This is a genomic window from Paenibacillus sp. NPDC093718, assembly GCF_050279985.1.
Lineage (GTDB): Bacteria > Bacillota > Bacilli > Paenibacillales > Paenibacillaceae > Paenibacillus_AQ.
This window is the reverse complement of sequence record NZ_JBNNUS010000004.1, coordinates 308,189-327,435: the sequence shown is the minus strand read 5'-3', so window position 1 is coordinate 327,435 and position 19,247 is coordinate 308,189. Positions and strand designations below refer to the sequence as shown.

Annotated in this window: 18 protein-coding genes; 12 read left to right on the top strand and 6 right to left on the bottom strand. The window is 51.4% G+C overall.

All coding sequences use genetic code 11. The features are described from left to right. The first annotated feature begins 55 nt into the window (after window positions 1-55). Window positions 56-1,594 carry a solute symporter family protein gene (locus ACQKPA_RS14350; protein ID WP_427493233.1) on the top strand — a complete coding sequence of 513 codons (1,539 nt, stop codon included), beginning with the start codon at window positions 56-58 and terminating at the stop codon, window positions 1,592-1,594. Between the two features lie 150 nt (window positions 1,595-1,744). Here the strand turns inward: ACQKPA_RS14350 and ACQKPA_RS14345 are convergent, their stop codons facing one another. After that, complete coding sequence (locus tag ACQKPA_RS14345) at window positions 1,745-2,629, bottom strand: class I SAM-dependent methyltransferase (protein ID WP_427493566.1); 885 nt, start codon at window positions 2,627-2,629, stop codon at window positions 1,745-1,747. 203 nt (window positions 2,630-2,832) lie between these two features. Here ACQKPA_RS14345 and ACQKPA_RS14340 point away from each other — a divergent pair, with 203 nt between their 5' ends. The 4 genes from ACQKPA_RS14340 (at window position 2,833) to ACQKPA_RS14325 (ending at window position 5,096) form a co-directional block, all read left to right on the top strand. Next, the gene (locus ACQKPA_RS14340) at window positions 2,833-3,573 is read left to right on the top strand and encodes an HAD family hydrolase (RefSeq protein ID WP_427493231.1); all 741 of its coding nucleotides are present in this window, start codon (window positions 2,833-2,835) and stop codon (window positions 3,571-3,573) included. 156 nt (window positions 3,574-3,729) lie between these two features. Continuing rightward, window positions 3,730-4,074 (top strand): ArsR/SmtB family transcription factor, encoded by a 345-nt coding sequence (locus ACQKPA_RS14335; RefSeq protein ID WP_260064750.1) that lies wholly within the window; start codon window positions 3,730-3,732, stop codon window positions 4,072-4,074. A gap of 93 nt (window positions 4,075-4,167) precedes the next feature. After that, window positions 4,168-4,665 (top strand): SRPBCC family protein, encoded by a 498-nt coding sequence (locus ACQKPA_RS14330; RefSeq protein ID WP_427493225.1) that lies wholly within the window; start codon window positions 4,168-4,170, stop codon window positions 4,663-4,665. Window positions 4,666-4,694: 29 nt separating this feature from the next. Then, window positions 4,695-5,096: a VOC family protein gene (locus ACQKPA_RS14325; protein ID WP_427493223.1), complete on the top strand. Its 402-nt coding sequence runs from the start codon at window positions 4,695-4,697 to the stop codon at window positions 5,094-5,096. 168 nt (window positions 5,097-5,264) lie between these two features. Here the strand turns inward: ACQKPA_RS14325 and ACQKPA_RS14320 are convergent, their stop codons facing one another. Next, a complete protein-coding gene (locus tag ACQKPA_RS14320) occupies window positions 5,265-6,089 on the bottom strand; it encodes a helix-turn-helix transcriptional regulator (RefSeq protein ID WP_427493221.1) in 825 nt (274 codons plus the stop codon). Window positions 6,090-6,226: 137 nt separating this feature from the next. On the opposite strand from ACQKPA_RS14320, the gene ACQKPA_RS14315 reads away from it, so the two are divergent. Next, window positions 6,227-8,200 carry a glycoside hydrolase family 127 protein gene (locus ACQKPA_RS14315; protein ID WP_427493219.1) on the top strand — a complete coding sequence of 658 codons (1,974 nt, stop codon included), beginning with the start codon at window positions 6,227-6,229 and terminating at the stop codon, window positions 8,198-8,200. Between the two features lie 235 nt (window positions 8,201-8,435). On the opposite strand, the gene ACQKPA_RS14310 is transcribed toward ACQKPA_RS14315, so the two are convergent. After that, window positions 8,436-8,912 carry a glutathione peroxidase gene (locus ACQKPA_RS14310; protein WP_427493217.1) on the bottom strand — a complete coding sequence of 159 codons (477 nt, stop codon included), beginning with the start codon at window positions 8,910-8,912 and terminating at the stop codon, window positions 8,436-8,438. A 264-nt stretch (window positions 8,913-9,176) separates the two neighbouring features. Between ACQKPA_RS14310 and ACQKPA_RS14305 the strand changes: the two genes are divergently transcribed. After that, on the top strand, window positions 9,177-10,085 hold the full coding sequence (locus tag ACQKPA_RS14305) for an ABC transporter permease subunit (RefSeq protein WP_427493215.1): 909 nt from the start codon (window positions 9,177-9,179) through the stop codon (window positions 10,083-10,085). A 19-nt stretch (window positions 10,086-10,104) separates the two neighbouring features. Continuing rightward, window positions 10,105-11,004, top strand: coding sequence for an ABC transporter permease subunit (locus tag ACQKPA_RS14300; protein WP_427493213.1), 900 nt, complete (start codon window positions 10,105-10,107; stop codon window positions 11,002-11,004). A gap of 127 nt (window positions 11,005-11,131) precedes the next feature. On the opposite strand, the gene ACQKPA_RS14295 is transcribed toward ACQKPA_RS14300, so the two are convergent. Both ACQKPA_RS14295 and ACQKPA_RS14290 read right to left on the bottom strand, forming a co-directional pair. After that, window positions 11,132-12,601, bottom strand: coding sequence for an alpha-amylase (locus ACQKPA_RS14295; RefSeq protein ID WP_427493212.1), 1,470 nt, complete (start codon window positions 12,599-12,601; stop codon window positions 11,132-11,134). Between the two features lie 309 nt (window positions 12,602-12,910). Continuing rightward, a complete protein-coding gene (locus tag ACQKPA_RS14290; RefSeq protein ID WP_427493210.1) occupies window positions 12,911-13,954 on the bottom strand; it encodes a YeiH family protein in 1,044 nt (347 codons plus the stop codon). A 159-nt stretch (window positions 13,955-14,113) separates the two neighbouring features. Here ACQKPA_RS14290 and ACQKPA_RS14285 point away from each other — a divergent pair, with 159 nt between their 5' ends. Together ACQKPA_RS14285 and ACQKPA_RS14280 are read left to right on the top strand one after the other, a co-directional pair. Then, the gene (locus ACQKPA_RS14285; RefSeq protein ID WP_427493208.1) at window positions 14,114-15,010 is read left to right on the top strand and encodes a LysR family transcriptional regulator; all 897 of its coding nucleotides are present in this window, start codon (window positions 14,114-14,116) and stop codon (window positions 15,008-15,010) included. A 163-nt stretch (window positions 15,011-15,173) separates the two neighbouring features. Further along, a complete protein-coding gene (locus tag ACQKPA_RS14280; RefSeq protein WP_071218753.1) occupies window positions 15,174-15,392 on the top strand; it encodes a DUF378 domain-containing protein in 219 nt (72 codons plus the stop codon). Window positions 15,393-15,851: 459 nt separating this feature from the next. Here the strand turns inward: ACQKPA_RS14280 and ACQKPA_RS14275 are convergent, their stop codons facing one another. Continuing rightward, on the bottom strand, window positions 15,852-16,886 hold the full coding sequence (locus ACQKPA_RS14275; RefSeq protein WP_427493206.1) for a glycoside hydrolase family 18 protein: 1,035 nt from the start codon (window positions 16,884-16,886) through the stop codon (window positions 15,852-15,854). A gap of 424 nt (window positions 16,887-17,310) precedes the next feature. Here ACQKPA_RS14275 and ACQKPA_RS14270 point away from each other — a divergent pair, with 424 nt between their 5' ends. Together ACQKPA_RS14270 and ACQKPA_RS14265 are read left to right on the top strand one after the other, a co-directional pair. Beyond that, window positions 17,311-18,282, top strand: coding sequence for an ABC transporter permease (locus tag ACQKPA_RS14270; RefSeq protein ID WP_071218755.1), 972 nt, complete (start codon window positions 17,311-17,313; stop codon window positions 18,280-18,282). Between the two features lie 15 nt (window positions 18,283-18,297). Beyond that, window positions 18,298-19,206, top strand: a complete 909-nt coding sequence (locus tag ACQKPA_RS14265; protein WP_071218756.1) for a carbohydrate ABC transporter permease — start codon at window positions 18,298-18,300, stop codon at window positions 19,204-19,206. Window positions 19,207-19,247: the final 41 nt, after the last annotated feature.

Below are 19,247 nucleotides of genomic sequence, written 5' to 3'. Positions count from 1 at the left end.
TCGTAAAATAAAGAAATAACATGACTTTCAGGCTCAAGTGGAAGGAGGCATGCAAATGAACATATCCGGCATCGTTTTTTTTCTGGCGATTGTGGTCGGCACGTTAATGATTACGTATTATGCCGCTAGGCGGACAACGAGCACAAATGATTTTTATGCAGCGGGCAATCGTCTGAGCGGGCTGCAAAACGGCCTGGCCATTTCCGGTGACTATATGAGCGCGGCGTCCTTCCTGGGCATCGCGGGCTCCATTGCGGTGTACGGCTTCGACGGCTTTTTCTATTCGATCGGCTTTCTTGCCTCTTATGTGATCGTGCAGTACATCATAGCCGAGCCGCTTCATAACCTGGGCAGGTATACGATGGCGGATGCGGTGGCGGTCCGGTTCAGCGAGAAACGGCTGCGCGGATGTATTGCCGTCAACAACATGATGATTACGGTCTTCTACATGATTGCCCAGCTGGTCGGTGCCGGGTGGCTCGTCCATTTGCTGTTCGGGCTGGAAACGTCGCTCGCCATCGTGCTGGTCGGAGGCTTAATGACCGTCTACGTCACATTCGGCGGCATGCTCGCGACTTCCTGGGTGCAGATCGTCAAGTCCATATTGCTGGTCAGCAGCACCTTTATCGTGAGTCTCATCGTGCTGGCAAGATTCGATTGGGATCTGCTTGGCTTATTCGAAGCGATGAAGCGGGCGACCCCATTGCAGGAGCAGTTTCTGATGGCGGGTAATATGTTCGACCACCCGCTCGACATGCTGTCGTTTAATATGGCGCTGGTGTTAGGGACAGCGGGACTTCCGCATATTATTGCCCGCTTCTACACGGTAAAAGATCCGCGTACGGTCCGTTCTTCGGTCAAAACGGCAACGTTTACGATCGGCATCTTTTATGCCATGACCATTTTTCTTGGTTTTGGGGCGGCTGCCTTCGTCGATTGGTCCGTTTTGTCGGAGCGGGTTGAGCTGGCGGCGCCGCTGCTCGCAAGCGCATTGGGTGGCGAATTCTTAATGGCCTTTGTATCGGCTGTTGCCTTCGCAACCATACTGGCCGTGATCTCGGGGCTTGTACTGACGGCATCCTCCGCATTTGCTCATGACGTCTATAGCAGCATTTTTCGCAGAGGACGGGCGACCGAGGCGCAGCAGATGAGAGTGGCCAAGCTATCGGCCATCGGGGTTGGCACCGCTTCGATTGTGCTCGCCCTCGGCGCGCAGAAGCTGAATGTGGCATTTCTTGTTTCGTTTGCGTTCGCGGTTGCGGCCTCGGCTAATCTGCCGGTGCTGCTGTTCACGCTATTTTGGCGGAGATTTAATACGTATGGGGCCATGTCGAGCATTGCGGCCGGATTGGTATCCTCCTTGCTGCTCATGGCCGTGGGGCCTAACGTGATGGATCCCGGGGCCGGCTGGATCCGGGCGGAAGCGATTTTCCCGCTCAAGCATCCGGGTATTGTGTCCATTCCGATTGGTTTCGCTGGCGGTATTCTCGGTACCCTGCTATCCGGCAAAGTCGGCACAAGCGGCCGATTCGAGACGATGCAGGCCATTGCCCATGTGGCCCCGGATGAGATTCGTAACCGCGAGCCGGGGTGACGTTTCATACATTAGAATGATGAAGGTTGAAAAAGGCGCGCTGAGATGGTTCGGGTGACCCCGAAACCCCTTAGCCGCGCCCGTATATTTCAATCCTCCCCCGCAGGATGCGCGAGGACCATGGGATTATCCCTATTGATGCTCCTTGCTTTATTTAATGCCAAGCCGCATGCGGTAGCTGAGCATAACGGGAAGTGTCCGCCCTTGGAAGTGCTCCTCGACCAGCGCATGGAACTGTGCGATTTTATCGTTCAATTCGGTTTGTTTTAGCTTGAACACGGTCTGGATACCGCCTTGACTGACGGCAAGGCCGGTATATCGTTCGGCGGTGAACGGCTCTATATGATGGAATACGATCTCCTTGGAAAACCGGAACACTCCGCTCTCCCGGATATGCTTCAGATGCTCGTTCTTATTCCCTTTATAGGCCTTTTCCTGTGCCTCCACATGGCGGTCGATGGTGGCCTCTGCCCATTCAATTAGTTCATGGTAGGATTGCTCCACCTTCCAGGTCAGGCTCGGCGGCCAATCACAATCATATACCGCGAATATCCCTTCCTCACGCAGAACGCGGGAAACCTCCTTCAACGTGCTGGCCGGGTCCATCCAGTGAAAGGATTGGGAACAGGTGATGATGTCCACGGACTGATCCGGGAGTGCCAATTGGTTCGAATAGCCGGAGACAAACCTGATGTCGGCAAGCTGCACACCGTGGCTGCCGTCAGCCTCTTCCTGCAGCGACTGCAGTTTGGCGATGGCCTTGCCCCGCATATCGTCATTCGGCTCAACGCCGATGATCTGGTCCGCTGCGTCTTTCCATGCAAACGAGGATAGTCCCGTTCCGCATCCCAAGTCGACAACGAGAGAGGGCTTGCGCTCCAAATATCCTGTCAGCAGGGCGACAACCTCCTGGGGAGCTTCGGGGCGATGCTGATCATAGGTATCCTCAAAGCCGGTGAAACGGTCCACGTTGCTGGCACGGTTGCCCTCGGGAACGAAATCCTTACTCCACACTTCGGTCATATCCTTGGTCATCATTATTCATCTCCTTATCCGGGTACATAAATCGGGCCTTGCAATTGGAGGTCTTGGCTGCTGCGACTCAGGATGCATGCTCCACCTGATGTGTCCTGCCGCTCTAATTCCATCATATCATAGGAAAGGAACTTATTAACAGATAGGCTTGACCCGGGTGGTGCCGATGCGGGTACAATAGAGAGATCGAACGAGGAAGAGGGATGCATATGAAGACACCAATTTCACCGAAGGGAATCTTCTTCGATGTGGATGATACATTGTATGACCATCTGGCGCCTTTTCGCGATGCCGTTCAGAAAGTTGCCTGCCTTGATGGTGCGTTTCCTTATGAAGCCGCTTATCACCGGATGCGTTATTACAGCGACAAGCTGTCTGTAGAGCTCGGAGGGGCTGGCACGGCGGCATATGTGGAAGCGGTTGAGGATATGCGCAGGCGCCGTTTCCAATTCGCGTTGGCCGAATTCGGCATACAGCTGACTCTCAAGGAGGCTGAGGCGGTACAGCAAACCTACCTGGACCGGCAGTATAACATCACGATGTTTGAAGGCGCCCGGGAGCTTCTTAAGAAATTGACGGATGCCGGGCATGTCGTTGGCTTGATCACCAATGGTCCGGCAGAACACCAGATGAACAAAATCGCGGCTATGCAGCTGGGTGACCTTATACCGGAGGAGCGGCTGTTCGTATCCGGAGCCGTGGGCTGGGACAAGCCTGATCCGCGGATATTCCACCATGTGAACCGGCTGACCGGCACGGAGCCGGAGAGCTCCTATTACATCGGCGATTCGTGGCGCAATGATGTGGTTGGCGCACTGGCTGCAGGCTGGCATGTGGTTTGGTTCAATCACCGGAGCGTTGGACCGGAATCGGAGCATCAACCGCAGCATACCGTTGCGAGTTATGGCGAGCTGGAGCGGCTGCTTGATGAGGTTATCGGATAAAACATGCTGCGGCGAGCGTAAAGAGTTATCGGAGCAGGACTAAGTTAAAGAATTATCGCGGCCAGGCCCTTTAAGTAGGAGGGTTTGGCTTTTTTTATTGCTAAATATTCAACCGAATGGTTGACTTTGTGAGTTCCATCCATTATAGTTAACCATATGGTTGAGCATAATAACGAAGAACAACTGGATCACATCTTCCACGCATTGGCTGATCCGACCCGAAGAGAGATGGTGCGCATGATCGCGGCGCAAGAGATGACCGTATCCGAGCTGGCTGAGCCGTTTGACATGTCGCTTGCGGCAGCCTCCAAGCATATCAAGGTGCTGGAGCGTTCTGGCCTTCTCGATCGATCCATTCAGGGGCGGACACATACCTGTCGTCTCAATCCGGGCGTCATGAGCAGGGCGCTGGAATGGCTGCAATTCTACGAGCGATTCTGGACCCGGCAATTTGATGCATTGGAACGCGAGCTGAACAAAGCGAAGAAGGAGGAACATTAACAGGAATACGGCTGAACATACTGGACAACGATGAGAACGTAGGGAAACAGGTCGAACCTAATACCACTTTTAATACGACAAGGATGATTTACATTGGAGAATGCCTCTACAACCACGCTGGTCATGAAACGCTTGTTTGAGGTAGCGCCGGAACGAGTATTTGATGCCTGGTTAAACCCCGACATGATGCGCAAATGGTTGTTTACGCTGGAAACGACCAATAAGATCGCCCGTAATGATCCTCGCGTGGGCGGAACTTGGGAGATTGTTGACGTTCGGGAAGGCAAGGAGTACCGGGCCATTGGGGAGTACCTTGTAATAGATCGGCCTCACAAGCTGGTGCTTACCTTCAGGATGCCCCAGTTCAGTGAAACCGTGGACCAAATCACGGTCGAGTTCAAAGCCGTGGATGCGGGATGCGAGATGACATTCACGCAAGAGATCGTTGTTCCTCACGAGGAAGAATGGACCGCGGAGGATATCGAGAAGGCGCTCACGGAATATCATACCCAAACCGAACATGGATGGGGTTATATGTTTGAGGGATTGAAGCAGCTGCTTGAGACAGGAAAGATGAACTATCCATCCTAATCAGATGAACAAGGGAGAGTGTTTTGTCCATGAAGAGTGCAACCCCGTTTTTAATGTTCCAAGGTAATGCCGAAGAAGCCATGAACCATTACATTTCCATTATTGAGGATTCCGAAATAACCAGCATCACCCGTTATGGCCCTAATCAGCCGGGAACCGAGGGAAGCGTCATGCATGCCACCTTTTCGTTGAAGGGGCAAACGTTCATGTGTATCGACAGCAATGTGAAGCATGATTTCACGTTCACGCCTTCCTTCTCCATCTACCTGACTTGCGAATCGGAAGCGGAGATCGATAAGATGTATGGGGCATTAATTGATGGCGGAGGTGCGATGATGCCGCTGGATAACTATGGTTTTAGCCAAAAATTCGGCTGGATCGCAGACAAGTTCGGCGTATCATGGCAGCTTAATCTGCCGAATGAAGCGTAACATTACGCAATCGATTCATTAGAGACGGGCCCGTGAAGGGTCCGTCTCTTTTTTGCGCGGACAACGCATCGTCAGCTCGATGATCCCCGAATAAGGACATGCGGATCCCAACAGCTAATCTGAACAGCAGAATATGGCAATACGCATCCCGAGGCTCCATACTACTTCTTACTCTGTGTACTGCTTTCGGAATTGCAACGGCGATAGGCCGAAACGCGCGGAGAAGCGGCGGGAGAAATAGGGCGGATATTGAAACCCCACATGTTCCGCAATTCGAGCCATGGACCACTGGGTGGTCAGCAGCAGCCGCTTCGCCTGGTCCAGGCGGTATTGCAGCAGATATTCCGTTGGCGTTACGCCGTGCGATTCTTTCATGCAGCGCGTCAAGTAATTGTAGTGGAAATGCAGGTCGGATGATAAACGTGCGTTGCTGATGGGCTCACGGTAATGCATTTTGATATAGGACTCCACCTGCTCCGCGATTTTACGCACCCGCGATTGTTCCTGATCCGATCTCGACGGGTCCAGCAGCTCCAGCAGCTCGATAAACAGCGTTTGTTCCCTCCAAAATGCCGTGGACCTCGGTTCCGTTGCCAGCAGGTGCAGGGAATCGAACAGTTGATAGGCTTGCTCCGGATAAGGGATAGGACCTTGTCTTGGCAGCTTGATATTGTGTGAGATCGACTCATGATCGGCAGTGCTCGATGACGCGGACTGAAAATGCAGCCAATAGAAGGAGGTCTCCTCCTGGCACCCCTGTACCGCGTAGTGGTAAGCATCCGGCAATAATACGACCATATCCCCCGCACATAGTGTCCACTGCGTTTCCTCCTCCGCCAAGAACAAGCAGCCGCTTTGCACCAGGATGAGATCGTAGACGCCAAGATTTCTCCGGTTGGGATGCAACTCTCCCGGCATATAGTGTGTTTTGCCTGATTCAAGGAAGAAGGGCAGTGGCAGAGAAGGAAAGGAAAGAGTGCTCCGTTCTGTCACGGTATCACCTCCAAGGCAGTGTGAGATTGTATAAGAAATTAGGTCATTTTTGTTATCGTTTTCATCCTATCATAGAACGTAGAATGGGAAGTGTCGAGGCTTTATCATTCGAATCCCAAAAGGAGTGTATATCCAAGATGATAACTCTTACTTCACGTTCAGCTGCCGTCCCCCTTAAGCAAGTGAAACTGACGGATTCTTTCTGGTCCCGTTACATAGAGCTGGTAAGGGAAGTGGTGATCCCATACCAATATGAAGCCCTCCATGACCGAATTCCGGGCGTGGAACCGAGCTATGGCGTGTCCAATTTTCGAATTGCTGCCGGCAGGGACGAGGGGGAATATGGCGGCATGGTGTTTCAGGACAGCGATGTCGCCAAATGGCTTGAGGCTGCGGCTTATTCGCTTGCCATTCATCCGGATCCGAAGCTGGAGGAGCAGGTAGATGAACTGATCGATCTTGTGGCCGCTGCCCAGCAGCCGGATGGCTATCTCAATACATATTTTACGGTGAAGGAGCCGGAGAAGCGCTGGACCAATCTGACGGATTGCCATGAGCTGTACTGCGCCGGCCACATGATAGAAGCCGGAGTTGCGCATTACCGGGCGACGGGCAAGCGAAAGCTGCTGGATGTGGTGTGCCGCTTGGCGGATTACATCGATACCGTCTTTGGACCCGAGGATGGGAAAATTCATGGGTTTGACGGCCATCAGGAGATTGAGCTGGCACTTGTCAAATTGTATGAGGTAACCCAAGAGCCGAGATATTTGAGTCTGAGTCAGTATTTCATAGATGAGCGCGGGACAGAACCCCACTTCTTCCTTCAAGAGTGGGAACAACGCGGGAAGAAATCCTTCTATCGCTCGGTATTGCACGCACCGCATTTGGCTTATCATCAGAGCCATCTGCCCGTTCGGGAGCAGAAGGAGGCGGTTGGGCATTCGGTCCGTGCCGTTTACATGTATACGGCGATGGCGGATTTAGCCGCCAGAACGAAAGACCCCGCACTGCTTGAAGCTTGCGTTACCCTGTGGCATAACATGGTCCGTAAACAGATGTATATCACCGGGGGGATCGGCTCCACCCATCACGGCGAGGCGTTTACCACGGATTATGACTTGCCGAACGATACCGTATACTCGGAGACCTGCGCATCCATCGGGCTGATCTTTTTTGCCCAGCGCATGCTGCAGTTGTCACCCAAATCGGAGTATGCGGACGTGATGGAGCGCGCGCTGTTCAACACGGTCATTGGCAGCATGGCTCAGGACGGGCGTCATTTCTTCTATGTAAATCCGCTTGAGGTATGGCCTACGGCCTGCCGTCATAATCCGGGCAAGTTCCATGTGAAGCCGGTTCGGCCGGGCTGGTTCGCCTGCGCATGCTGCCCGCCGAACGTGGCGAGACTGCTGGCGTCGCTGGGTGAATACGTGTATACGATGAATGACGATACGCTATATACCCATCTGTACATCGGCGGCGAAGCCGAGGTCCGGTTCGAGAACGTGCCGGTGAAGGTAACCCAGACCAGCGCGCTGCCATGGGATGGGAATGTTATGCTTACGATTCAGCCTGAGCAGGCAGTCGAGTGGACCGTCGCTCTTCGCATCCCGGACTGGTCGCGCGGCAAAGCCGTTATGCGGGTGAACGGGCAAGAGGTGACCGTGGAGGATATTGCCCAAGACGGCTATGCCTACGTGAAGAGAGTGTGGGCACCGGGGGACACCGTGGAAATGGCATTCTCCATGGAGATCCATCAAGTAAGAGCCAATCCTAACATACGGGGGAATGCTGGCAAGGCCGCGATTCAGCGCGGGCCGCTCGTATACTGCTTGGAGAGCGTAGATCATGGAGCGCCGGTATCCTCGCTGTCGCTCGCAGGCGATCCGAAGCTTCATTCCCGGTTCGATCCGGATCTTCTTGGCGGAGCCGTTGTCATTGAAGGGGAGGGATGGCTTGAAGAATCTGATGATTGGGGTGATGAACTGTATCGTTCCTCTCCGAAAAAGAGGCTTCCCGCATCATTAAAGGCTATTCCGTACTATTTATGGGGCAACCGCGGCGAGAATGAAATGGCCGTCTGGGTGCGCGAGCTGCCGCACACGGTATAAGATCGTACAGCCCGGCTCTCCCGAATAGGGAGTTGACCGAGGAGCCAGCATACAAAGGATGCAATGGGAAAGCATTAAGAATGCCGGACCACATAACATAAAGGGCCTGCCCAAGGTCGATAGACCTCGGGCAGGCCCTTTTTTTATCCGAATCGGCTGCCTGCATTTGCCGGGGTCTCCGGTTTGATTCGAACTGCCAGCTCCAAAGGATATGGGGATGGGTGTTTCCATGCATTTATAGCAGCTTCTTGATATCCGCTTCTATTTTCTCCGGAGTATCCGTTGGCGCAAAGCGCTTGACCACTTTGCCGCTGCGGTCCACAAGAAACTTGGTGAAGTTCCATTTAATCGCTTTAATGCCGAGTGTGCCGGGCGCTTCACTCGTCAGATGCCTGTAGAGCGGATGGGCACTCGTGCCGTTCACATCAATTTTGGAGAATAAGGGGAAGGTGACGCCATGATTGAGCTTGCAGGCTTCCTCGATCGCGGAGTCCTCCTCCAGCTCTTGATTCATGAACTGACTGCTGGGGAAGCCGAGAACGGCCAATCCTTGATCGCGGTAGGTTTGGTGCAGCTTCTCCAGACCGTCGAATTGAGGGGCAAAGCCACATTTGGTTGCTGTATTGACAATGAGCATGACGTCGCCTTTATAAGACTCAAGCGTTTGGGACTCGCCGCGTATCGTTTTTACTTCATATTCATAGATGGACATCGCCGTAGAACCTCCTCCAATGAGATGTATATACAATCAGAGTATATTCTTTCGTTATGGATTGCAATTTGATAGAAACCGCAGCGGCAGTTATATGTTATATTTATGACAAAAACTGGAATGCAATACATGATGCGGAAATATAAGGAGTGAAATTTTATGCTTTCATCTGGACGAATTCAGGAGATATATGGTAGTAGTAGAATAAGTATGTAAGCAAATAAGACAAGAGGGTACTGTTGAAATTATGTGTGGGAGGACTTTATGAGATTAAGAACACAAATGCTCAAAACGACGGTAACCGGCCTGCTCGCATTTATATTTATCGTCCTCATTGTCCTGGTTCCAAGGGATTTGAATCTCTCGCTGGACAGCAATTTGTGGGTGACGAATTATTCCTTTGATCTGGGTGAGTATGTTACGTATATTCGCGATTATTTTGCAAATGCCATTCAGAACGGAACGCTGGGAGAATCGCGGTATATCGACCAGTCCTCGGAAGCAGCTGCTTTCGGAGCCGTCGGCAAAAGCCTGCTCGTTATTGTATCTGCTTTATTGATAGGATTCGTGTTAGGTATTCTGAAGGGAGTCCTGGACTACAAATTGTCCAAGACCAAATTTAGCGTGCTGGGACACTGGACGACATGGCTGTTCCAATCCGTTCCGGATTTTTTCCTGATGCTGATCGCCCAGTGGGTGCTCGTTAAGCATGTACCGGCTATCCGTTATTTTGCGGTTGACGGCTGGGAGGCCTTCGTGCTGCCTTCGCTGCTCGTCTCGATTTACCCGATATTCTTCATAGCCCGGATCACGTCGGCCTCGCTGCTCGCACAGGAGGGCAAGATGTACATACTGCTGGCTAAAGCCAAAGGGCTTAGCGACCGAAAGGTTGTCTACAAACATATGCTGCGCAACGGCATCGCGACCATCCTGACCCATCTTCCGGGCCTGCTCGTCTTCATCTTGTCCAACCTGCTCGTGGTGGAATATTACCGCAACTATCCAGGGGCGGCGTGGAGACTGTTTCAGGCGCTGGATTTCAATACGTTCAGCGGCACCGGCGGCAATTATGAACCGGGTGTCATTATTTATATCGCATTTTCCTTCATGGTGCTGTTCATGATCGTCCAATGGATCAGTCATTCGGCACGAAAGTACTTTGATCCACGATAAAGATACGAGGTGAGTCGTCTTGAAGAATGTCCCTTTATGGATAGGCGGTATTTTGCTTGCTTTCTTTGTTTTCGTTATGCTGGCGGGGCCTTACATGCCCTTCATTGATAAGGATTTGAAGAAGGAACCCTCCAGATGGGTGATGAAGGACGGGAAGCAGAAGCTGACCCTCCCGCCCTATAAGCCTTCCTCAAAGAACTGGCTTGGATCGGATAAGAGGGGGGTCGATAACCTGAGTAAACTGGTGGTGACCGCCAAGGATACGATCCTGCTGGTGCTCGCGATTACGGCTGTCCGATATGCGATCGGGGTGCCCCTGGGATTGATTGCCCGCAAGAAAAAGGGGTTCACCCACCGGCTCATCACCTTTTGGAACCAGTTGTGCTCCTATTTGCCGCCGGTATTCGCTTCGGCTCTGCTGCTTGCACTGCCATTCTTTCTCTTCTCCCAGCAGCGGATGGGCTGGGCCATTCTGATTCTGGCCAGCGTTGAGGCCGGCCGGGTTGCGATTACGATTCAGCAGCATGCCCACAAGATGGCAAGCGAGCCTTACATGGAGGCCGGAACCGCGTTAGGACTCCGCACGAGGACATTGACGAAAAATTACTATATTCCGGTCATGTTCCCCGAGGTGATTGTCAACTTCTGTTTGGATATGGGAAAGGTCATGCTCCTGCTTGGCCAGCTTGCGATCGTGAACATCTTTCTTGGTCATGAGTGGAAGGAAGTTAACTATTATGTCATGGAATTCGTGGAGACCGGGTATAACTGGGCCACGATTCTGTCCAAGCATCGGGCGGACATCTGGCTAGGGAAGTTCCAATTCGTTGTGTATCCCGCATTTGCCATGATGCTGCTGATCATCACGTTTAACCTGTTAGGCGAAGGCCTGCGCCGTCGTTATCAGGTGAAAGGCTGATCGGTGCGTGGCCGTTAACACGAAAAACCGGAAGGATGAGGGTTTGCGCCAGGTGCTTTCCTACACATTAGGAGTGCCTGGCGAAACCGATCCTTTCGGTTTTTTCGATTGTGTAAAATGCCGCTGCTTACGCTTCTACGGGAATATCCGGGTGAGCCCAGACGGATACGCTGCCGCCGTTCACCGGAAAAAGAGCGAAACCGTCCTCGCCGATCGTAATCCGATCCTTCCGAGTATGGGTCAGATCTACCCATACCTCTCCGGCTCGATGCTTGCCGACAAACATCCGCTTATCCCCGGCTTCGCCATTGGCGATGACCACCGCACAGCCGGAGTGCTCGATTTCCTGAATGCCGCAGCGGACCCAGCCGATCGTATTCGGGTGGTCAAAATAATCATCCTGCTCGCCGTACGCCCGGTTCGCTCTGGCATACAGCAGCGGGTCAATCGCTTCCTTTTTGCCGGGAATGGGTTTATCGCCGGCGATTCCGTAATAATCGCCATAGAAAACGGAAGGATAACCGTCTTTTCGCAGCAGAATCAACGCATAAGCGCTCTGCTTGAACCAATCCTCCACCCAGGATTCGAGCGATTCCTGCGGCTGCGAGTCGTGATTGTCCACAAACGTGACGGCATTCATCGGGTGCGACTGCACGAGTGTATCGTCGAAGATCGTGCGCAGATCAAAGGAACGGCCGGCTTTGGAAGCCGCTTGGAGTTTATAATGAAGAGACACGTCAAACAGATCGATCTTGTAATCCACCGTATCCAGAAAGTTTCGACAGTCTTGAAGCTCGGGATTCCAAAACTCGCCCACGATGTAAAAATCATCTCCGCGCTTTTTCTTCATGGCAGTGGCAAAATCTTTAATGAAGTCATGGTTAATATGCTTGATCGCATCCAGCCGGAATCCGCTGCATTGCAGCGTATCCACCAGCCACTTGCCCCATGCGATCATTTCCTTGCGTACATCCGGATGGCTGTAATCAAGGTTGGCAAACATCAAGTAGTCGTAATTGCCGAATTCATTGTCAACGTTATCGCTCCATGATTTATTCTCGCCGACGATCCGGTAAATGCCTGAGCGTTTGCTGATTTCGTCGTAATCGGTACCGTTAAAATGAGTGAAATTCCATTGGAACGAGGAGTATTGATCCCCTCGGCCAGGGAAGGTGAATTTGGTCCAGCCCTCAATCTCGAATGGCTTCGATATATCCTTGGTCCGATCCATCTCGTCGACCTGTACAACTTGAAACCTCTCGGTCTCATCTGCGCCCGCCTTATGGTTCATGACCAGATCCACATAGACGGCAATTCCGTTCTTGTGGCAGGCAGCGATGGCATCGATCAATTCCTGCTTGGTTCCATATTTCGTGCGAACCGTTTCTTTCTGATCGAACTCTCCCAGATCATAGAGGTCGTATACGCCGTAGCCATTGTCCTCTGCGGACGTAGCTTTTGTCACCGGCGGAATCCATACCGCATCGATTCCCGCCTTGCTCAGCTCCGGGGCTGCGTTCTTGAGTCGGTTCCAGTGCGAGCCATCGGCTGCAACATGCCATTCGAAGAATTGCATAATCGTATGATTTCGTTGCATACTTCCATCTCCTCTATCATGATAGCTCTGCATGTTTACTGCATACTAAGCTCAAATACCCAAGAAAGCAGGGGAGTTAAACCTTCCACCCGAAATGGGCCGACCGCTTACATTTAGTTTTACCCTAAAATGGAAAGAAAAAGACAGGGGTTGTCGTATTGGCAGCCATCCTAATATGACTTGAATTCAACGTTAGAGGATAGAGGAATGGTGCATGAGGCTATTCACCACAAAAACTCCATCCCCTGCCGGGAAACTGTCGCAGGGGATGGTTTTCCGTTTTGTACACAAGGGCTGCGTCCCGCTTGCTTATGACATGACATAAGTAAGCAGGATCAGCAGCACGGTGGTGATGGACATGGCCAGCAGCGGCCGCCAGGCACCGCGTATATCCTTCAAGTGGACATTGAGGCCAAGTCCCACCATCGCCATGGCAAGAATGAAGGAGGCCGCTTGAGAAATCCAATCCTTGATCGGCAGGGGAATGATCGGTTGTCCGGTGAATTCCCAGCTTCCCACTAAACTCGCTGCGATGAAACCAAGCAGAAACCAGGGAAACTCCATCCGTGTTTGGCTCTGTAGACGCCCGGTCCGCTTCATCCAAACCATAAGCGCGATACTGAGCGGTACGAGCAGAAATACGCGTCCAAGCTTGGCAAGCAGACTAATCGCAAGGGCATCTTCACCTGCCGGAGCAGCTGCCAGGGCCACATGGGCGATTTCATGAAGACTGACGCCCGACCAAACGCCATACTGGGTGTCCGTTAAAGGAAGAAGCGGCTGGACGACGGTATAGCCGATCGCGACGATGGTTCCAAGAAAGGCAATCAGTCCAGCCCCAAGCGCAGTGTCCTTCTCCTTCGCCTTGAGAATCGGGGATACGGCGGCAATAGCTGCCGCACCGCATACGCCGGTTCCAATACCGAGCAGAAGGGACAAGGACATATCGGCCTTCAGCCATTTGGCAATCAGCAGCGTAAGACCGATGGCAAACACGACGCTGATAACATCCCTCATCATTAAACCGAGGCCTTGCTGGAACACAATGCCGATATTCAGCTTTAAGCCATATAGAATGATCGCCAGACGCAGCAGCCGCTTGGCCGTGAATTGGATTCCAACACGCAGTCTCTCCGGGTAACCGCGCAGCTGCCGGTATAACGCGGCGATGAGAATCGCCCAGGCAAGCTGGCCGAGGTAGCCAAGGCCAGGTACGCTTGCTAATAAGTAACCGATGAGAGCGATGACAAAGGTAAAGGCAATGCCGCCTGCTGCGGCGGGCAGCGTATGCTGTGTCCATCGAACCAGACGATGGACGTGTTCTTGTGATTTGGAATAGGCTGGCTCTGTCATAAAATGTAACCTCCGATTCGTTCGGTTGGTCTGAACCCATCGTATCCCTTTCCGTTGGATAAGAAAAATAAATCATTATGATGATCATCATAAGTGATATGTTATGGTAATATAACTCATAACCATTCGTGGATATTGCGAACGAAGGAGGCCAAAAGCGTGGATCAACCATTGGAGGTATTCGTTACGGTGGTAGAGAAGGGGAATTTTACCCGTGCAGCGGAGGAACTGCTGATGACACAGCCCGCGGTAAGCCAATATATTCAAGCGCTCGAGCGGTCTGTGGGCACCAAGCTGCTGGAGCGAAGCAATAAATATGTCCGGCTTACGAAAGCCGGAGAGATTGTATATCATCATGCGAAGGATATTCTGGGTCTGTACACCCGCATGAACACGCTTGTAGATGATTTGATGCATCGGGCGAGCGGCAATCTGTCCATTGGCTCCAGCTACACCTTCGGGGAATATATGCTGCCGCATTTGATCGCTTATATGAGGGAACATTATCCCTTGATCCGCCCATCGATTATGATCGGGAACACCACGGAGGTGGCGGAGATGATACTGCGCCATGAGGCGGATATCGGCATCGTGGAGGGAGATTATCAGGATGATAAGCTGCATATCGAGGCCTTTGCCGAGGATGAGATGCTGGTGATGGTTCCCCGGGACGGGCGGTATGATCATCTGGAGGAGCTATCGCTCTCCGAGCTTGCGGATGAGACCTGGATTGTCAGGGAAGCCGGATCGGGCACCCGCGAGGCAACGGAGCGGATGTTCTCACGGTATCATATTCGCCCTCAGCATATCGTGGAGTTCGGAAGCACCCAGCTGATCAAGGAATCCGTGGAGGCAGGCCTTGGCGTCACGCTGCTGTCGCGATGGGCAGTGCGTAAGGAGGTACAGCTCGGAACGCTGCATATGCTGGTACCGAATGGCAGACCGGTGGCACGGCAGTTCTCATGGATTACACAGAAGACACCTTATCATACCAAGGCTGTAGAGGTGTTTCTCGAGCTTTTACATCATAAACGCGGTTTCCCCAAGGGGGTCTAAAGGAAGAGAACGATCCCGGTGCAAGAGCTTCCCCGTTAAGGGGATGTTTTTTTGTTCGGACATGATTACATACGCAATAATTGGTTAAAAATAGATACTAAAATCATAGATGAACAAACATGTAACGAATGATGTAAAAATCGGACGTAAGGAGGGTTAAACGATGAGAACATTTAATACAATAGCTTTGCTGTTATTGATTGTTGGAGGCATTAACTGGCTTCTGGTCGGCCTGTTTCAATACGACCTGGTAGCTGCATTGTTTGGTGGACAGAGCTCCATCGGCTCCCGCATCATCTATACGATTGTCGGTCTGTGTGCATTGTACTCGATCCGCTTCTTTGGTGATGTTACGAATGACGACCGAAATACAGCTAGATAAGTTATATTTATTCACATAAAAATGACATAGTTTTTGAGAAATATCCATACCCTCATAGATAAAAAAGCCTTTCCGTGTTCAGGAATGGCTTTTTTTCTGTCCAAAATCCAAGATTGTCAGTGAATTGTAATCCTCATGTCAGGTGCAAGATCAACATATACAGTATGAAATTTCCAGTGTTTATGAGGCTTTGCATGCTCTATAGTTAAAGATAAAAACGACATATTTACGGAGTTCGGAAGGAACTCCTAGAATAAAGCCAAGCCATTGCAGCGCAGCAATCCGAAGTTAGCGACATGATAGGAAACATAACGTGTTATCTGTCGACATCCTCGTTTTGCGTAAGCAATGAAATGAAAAGGACTCCTTCACCATTAGAAAAGAGTCCGAACGAATAGCGAAATAAAGACACATGAAGGGGAGTGAAACCGATACAACTCAGGCAGGTCCCCACTCTGTTTAAGAGTGGAATGCCTTATACATGGCATCCAGCAGGCTGTGTGACGCATCACAGCTGTATTCCCAGAACATAATACCAGCCAAGCCTTGATCCTGTATGTATTTGCATTTATGAGTCAAAGATTCAGCATCATCGTAAGTAATGAAGCTGCTGCCATCGAATAAATAAGGCGCTTTGGCTTCGTCGTCCCAGTACCTTTTATAGGAAGGATTATTGAAATATTCGGCTGCGAGCTGGGTATAGGTCGGACCATAACCACCGGTGGAGGGAGCGATCTGGAGGTAACCGTTGTTCACATCCGGCACGTCCTTCCACTTTCTGGAGTAAAATGCGGCCCCGATCACGATTTTCTCGCGCGGCACGCCGGCAAGCGTGAACAGGCGGACAGAGGCATCGACGCTGATTCGGAACAGATCGCCAGTTGAGGTGTACAGGTTGGTGTGATGGCCCGTCAGCGTCTGGAATCCGCCGCGCATGTCGTACGTCATCAGCTGAATGAAATCGAGATAGCGGTGGATCTCGCTAATCTCGGTGCCATCGATATAATATTGATCCGCCCCGGCTGCGATCGTGAGCAGATAGTGCGTCTTGCCTCGTCCGTACTGATCCAGCGTTTCCCGGAGCTCCTTCAGGAGCAGCGTGAAGTTCTCCTTATCGCTTGGTGATGCGGCCGTTCCGGCAATCGAGTAGCATGGATACTCCCAGTCCAGGTCAATGCCGTCAAAAGGAAACTCTTGTAGCAGCTTGATCGCCGACTCGCACACGCTTTGTCTTCCTTCGGGCGTGGCTGCAGCTTTCGAGAATCCATCAGAGCCCCAGCCGCCAACGGACAGCAGAACGGTTAACCGGGGGTTGACGGCTTTCAGGCGCCGGATCTCGTGAATGGTGTTTGTATCGGTATACGTAATCTTGTTTTCTTGGATATGGGCGAAAGCGATATTCAAGTGAGTGAGCCGCTTGGCATCTTCGGTCGTGATTGTGGACAAGACCTTGCGCCCTACGTAACCGGCTAAAATCCAGGAGGATGGCTGCATGCGTAATACCTCATTTCTTTTAGAATATGTCAGTTTTGCTATTGCGGTTTATTTTTCCAACTTACGGTCAGATATGACATCTGTCAAGGCTCATCCCATTGGCCTGGATGACAATTTACCGGAGGGGAAGGGGTCAAAAACCACATGTTTTCCTGCTTGAAAACGACAATGGCAAGAGTGGGAGGGACGTAAAAAGCCCGTCATACCAGTACATTGAGCTGTTTTGAACAGACAATAGAAATGACATATTTACGGATCATGCGGCAGTCCATACACTTGGGATGTAAGCGTTAACATTTCCGAAGCGGGCAAGCCGCACGCTAAGGCATGTGTGGTCAGGAAGGCTCTTTCTTTTTACATTGAACAGGGGTGCTTTTCCGAAAAAAAATGGCCGGATTTTCATTAGAAAAGGAGGGGGCAACCTATGCAGCAAGATGGTCAATCCGCCCTGACGCAAAGCTTATCGGTTAACACGATGCCGAATCGTAAGAAAAATACATTATGGAGGAGGATGATTCGAAACTGGGAGCTGTATTTGTTTATCGCTCCGGCATTTCTGTATTTTGTCATTTTCCATTATGGCCCGATGTACGGGATCCAAATTGCCTTCAAAAACTTCATTCCGACTTTGGGAATAACGGGAAGTCCGTGGGTCGGATTCGACCACTTCGAACGCTTCTTTAACTCTTATTACTTCTGGGACTTGCTATGGAATACCTTAAGCATCAGCTTATATGAGCTGGCCATCGGGTTTCCGCTGCCCATCATTCTGGCATTGGCCTTCAATGAAGTGAAGGATTCATTCTTCAAGCGTACGGTACAGACCGTCACGTATGCGCCGCATTTTATATCAGTCGTTGTTATGTCCGGTATGATCATTACCTTCTTGTCGCCTTCGTCCGGCATGATCGTAAATTTTGTGGAAATGCTGGGCTTTCAGCCGCCGCAATTCCTGACAGATCCCGCTTGGTTTAAGACTGTGTACGTGCTGTCTGGCGTCTGGCAGAGCGCAGGCTGGGGTACCATTATCTATCTGGCTGCTTTGTCGGGTGTCGATCCGCAGCTGCATGAAGCTGCTGTCGTGGACGGTGCGAGCCGATTCAAACGCATTCTGCATATTAACATTCCGGCGATTGTACCTACGATCACCATCCTGTTGATCCTGAACATGGGCAGCATTTTGGGTGTCGGATTCGAGAAAATCCTGCTGCTGCAGAACCCGCTGAATATGAGCTCTTCCGATGTCATCTCGACTTTTGTTTATCGTTCCGGTCTGGTTGACGCACAGTACAGCTTCTCTACCGCCGTCGGATTGTTCAATTCGGTCATTAATGCGATTCTGCTGATTGCGGTGAACCAAATCGCTCGTCGCACCAGCGAAAACAGCCTGTGGTAGAAGGGGGAATAACATATGTCATCCACGGTAAGGGAAAGCAAAGGGGATAAATTATTCCTGCTATGCAACTACATCTATCTGACGATTGCACTGATCATCGTACTGTACCCGCTGCTGTACATTGTCAGCGCCTCGATCAGTGATCCGAAGTACGTAAGCTCAGGTGAAATGTGGCTGATTCCGAAAGGGATCACTTTTGATGGATACGCCCGGGTGTTTGAGAATGCCAACATTTGGATTGGCTACAAGAACACGATTATTTATACAGTGATAGGTACGATCGTGAATCTGATTGTTACGCTGCCTGCAGCCTATGCGCTAAGCCGCTCCGATTTTGTGGGCAGAGGATTTTTTATGGCGGTGTTCCTGGTTACGATGTTTTTCGGCGGGGGACTGATTCCAAGTTACCTGCTCGTTAAAGATCTTGGCATGGTCAACAGCATGTGGGCACTAATTCTGCCGGGAGCTGCGTCCATCTGGAATATTATTGTGTCCCGGACGTTCTTCCAATCGACCATTCCGAAGGAGCTTCAGGAAGCGGCCCATATCGACGGCTGTACGAACTTCCGATTATTCATCAAAATCGTACTGCCGCTCTCGATGCCGATTATTGCCGTCATGGCACTTTTCTACGGCGTCGGACATTGGAACAGTTATTTCAGTGCCATGATTTATCTGAATGATGCCGCGAAGTACCCGCTTCAGCTCTTCCTTCGTCAAATCCTGGTTCTTCAGGAGATGGCAGCACAGGGCGGCGGGGCGATTGACGCCTCATCCGCAGCAGCGATGAATTCCAAAGCGGAAATTGCCGCACTGGTCAAATATGCGGTCATTATCGTTGCGACACTTCCGGTTATTGCAGTTTACCCGTTTCTTCAACGTTACTTTGTGCAGGGTGTTATGATTGGTTCCGTTAAGGGCTGATCTTAAACCATACAATCCACACCAAAAAAGGGGAGTTGTTG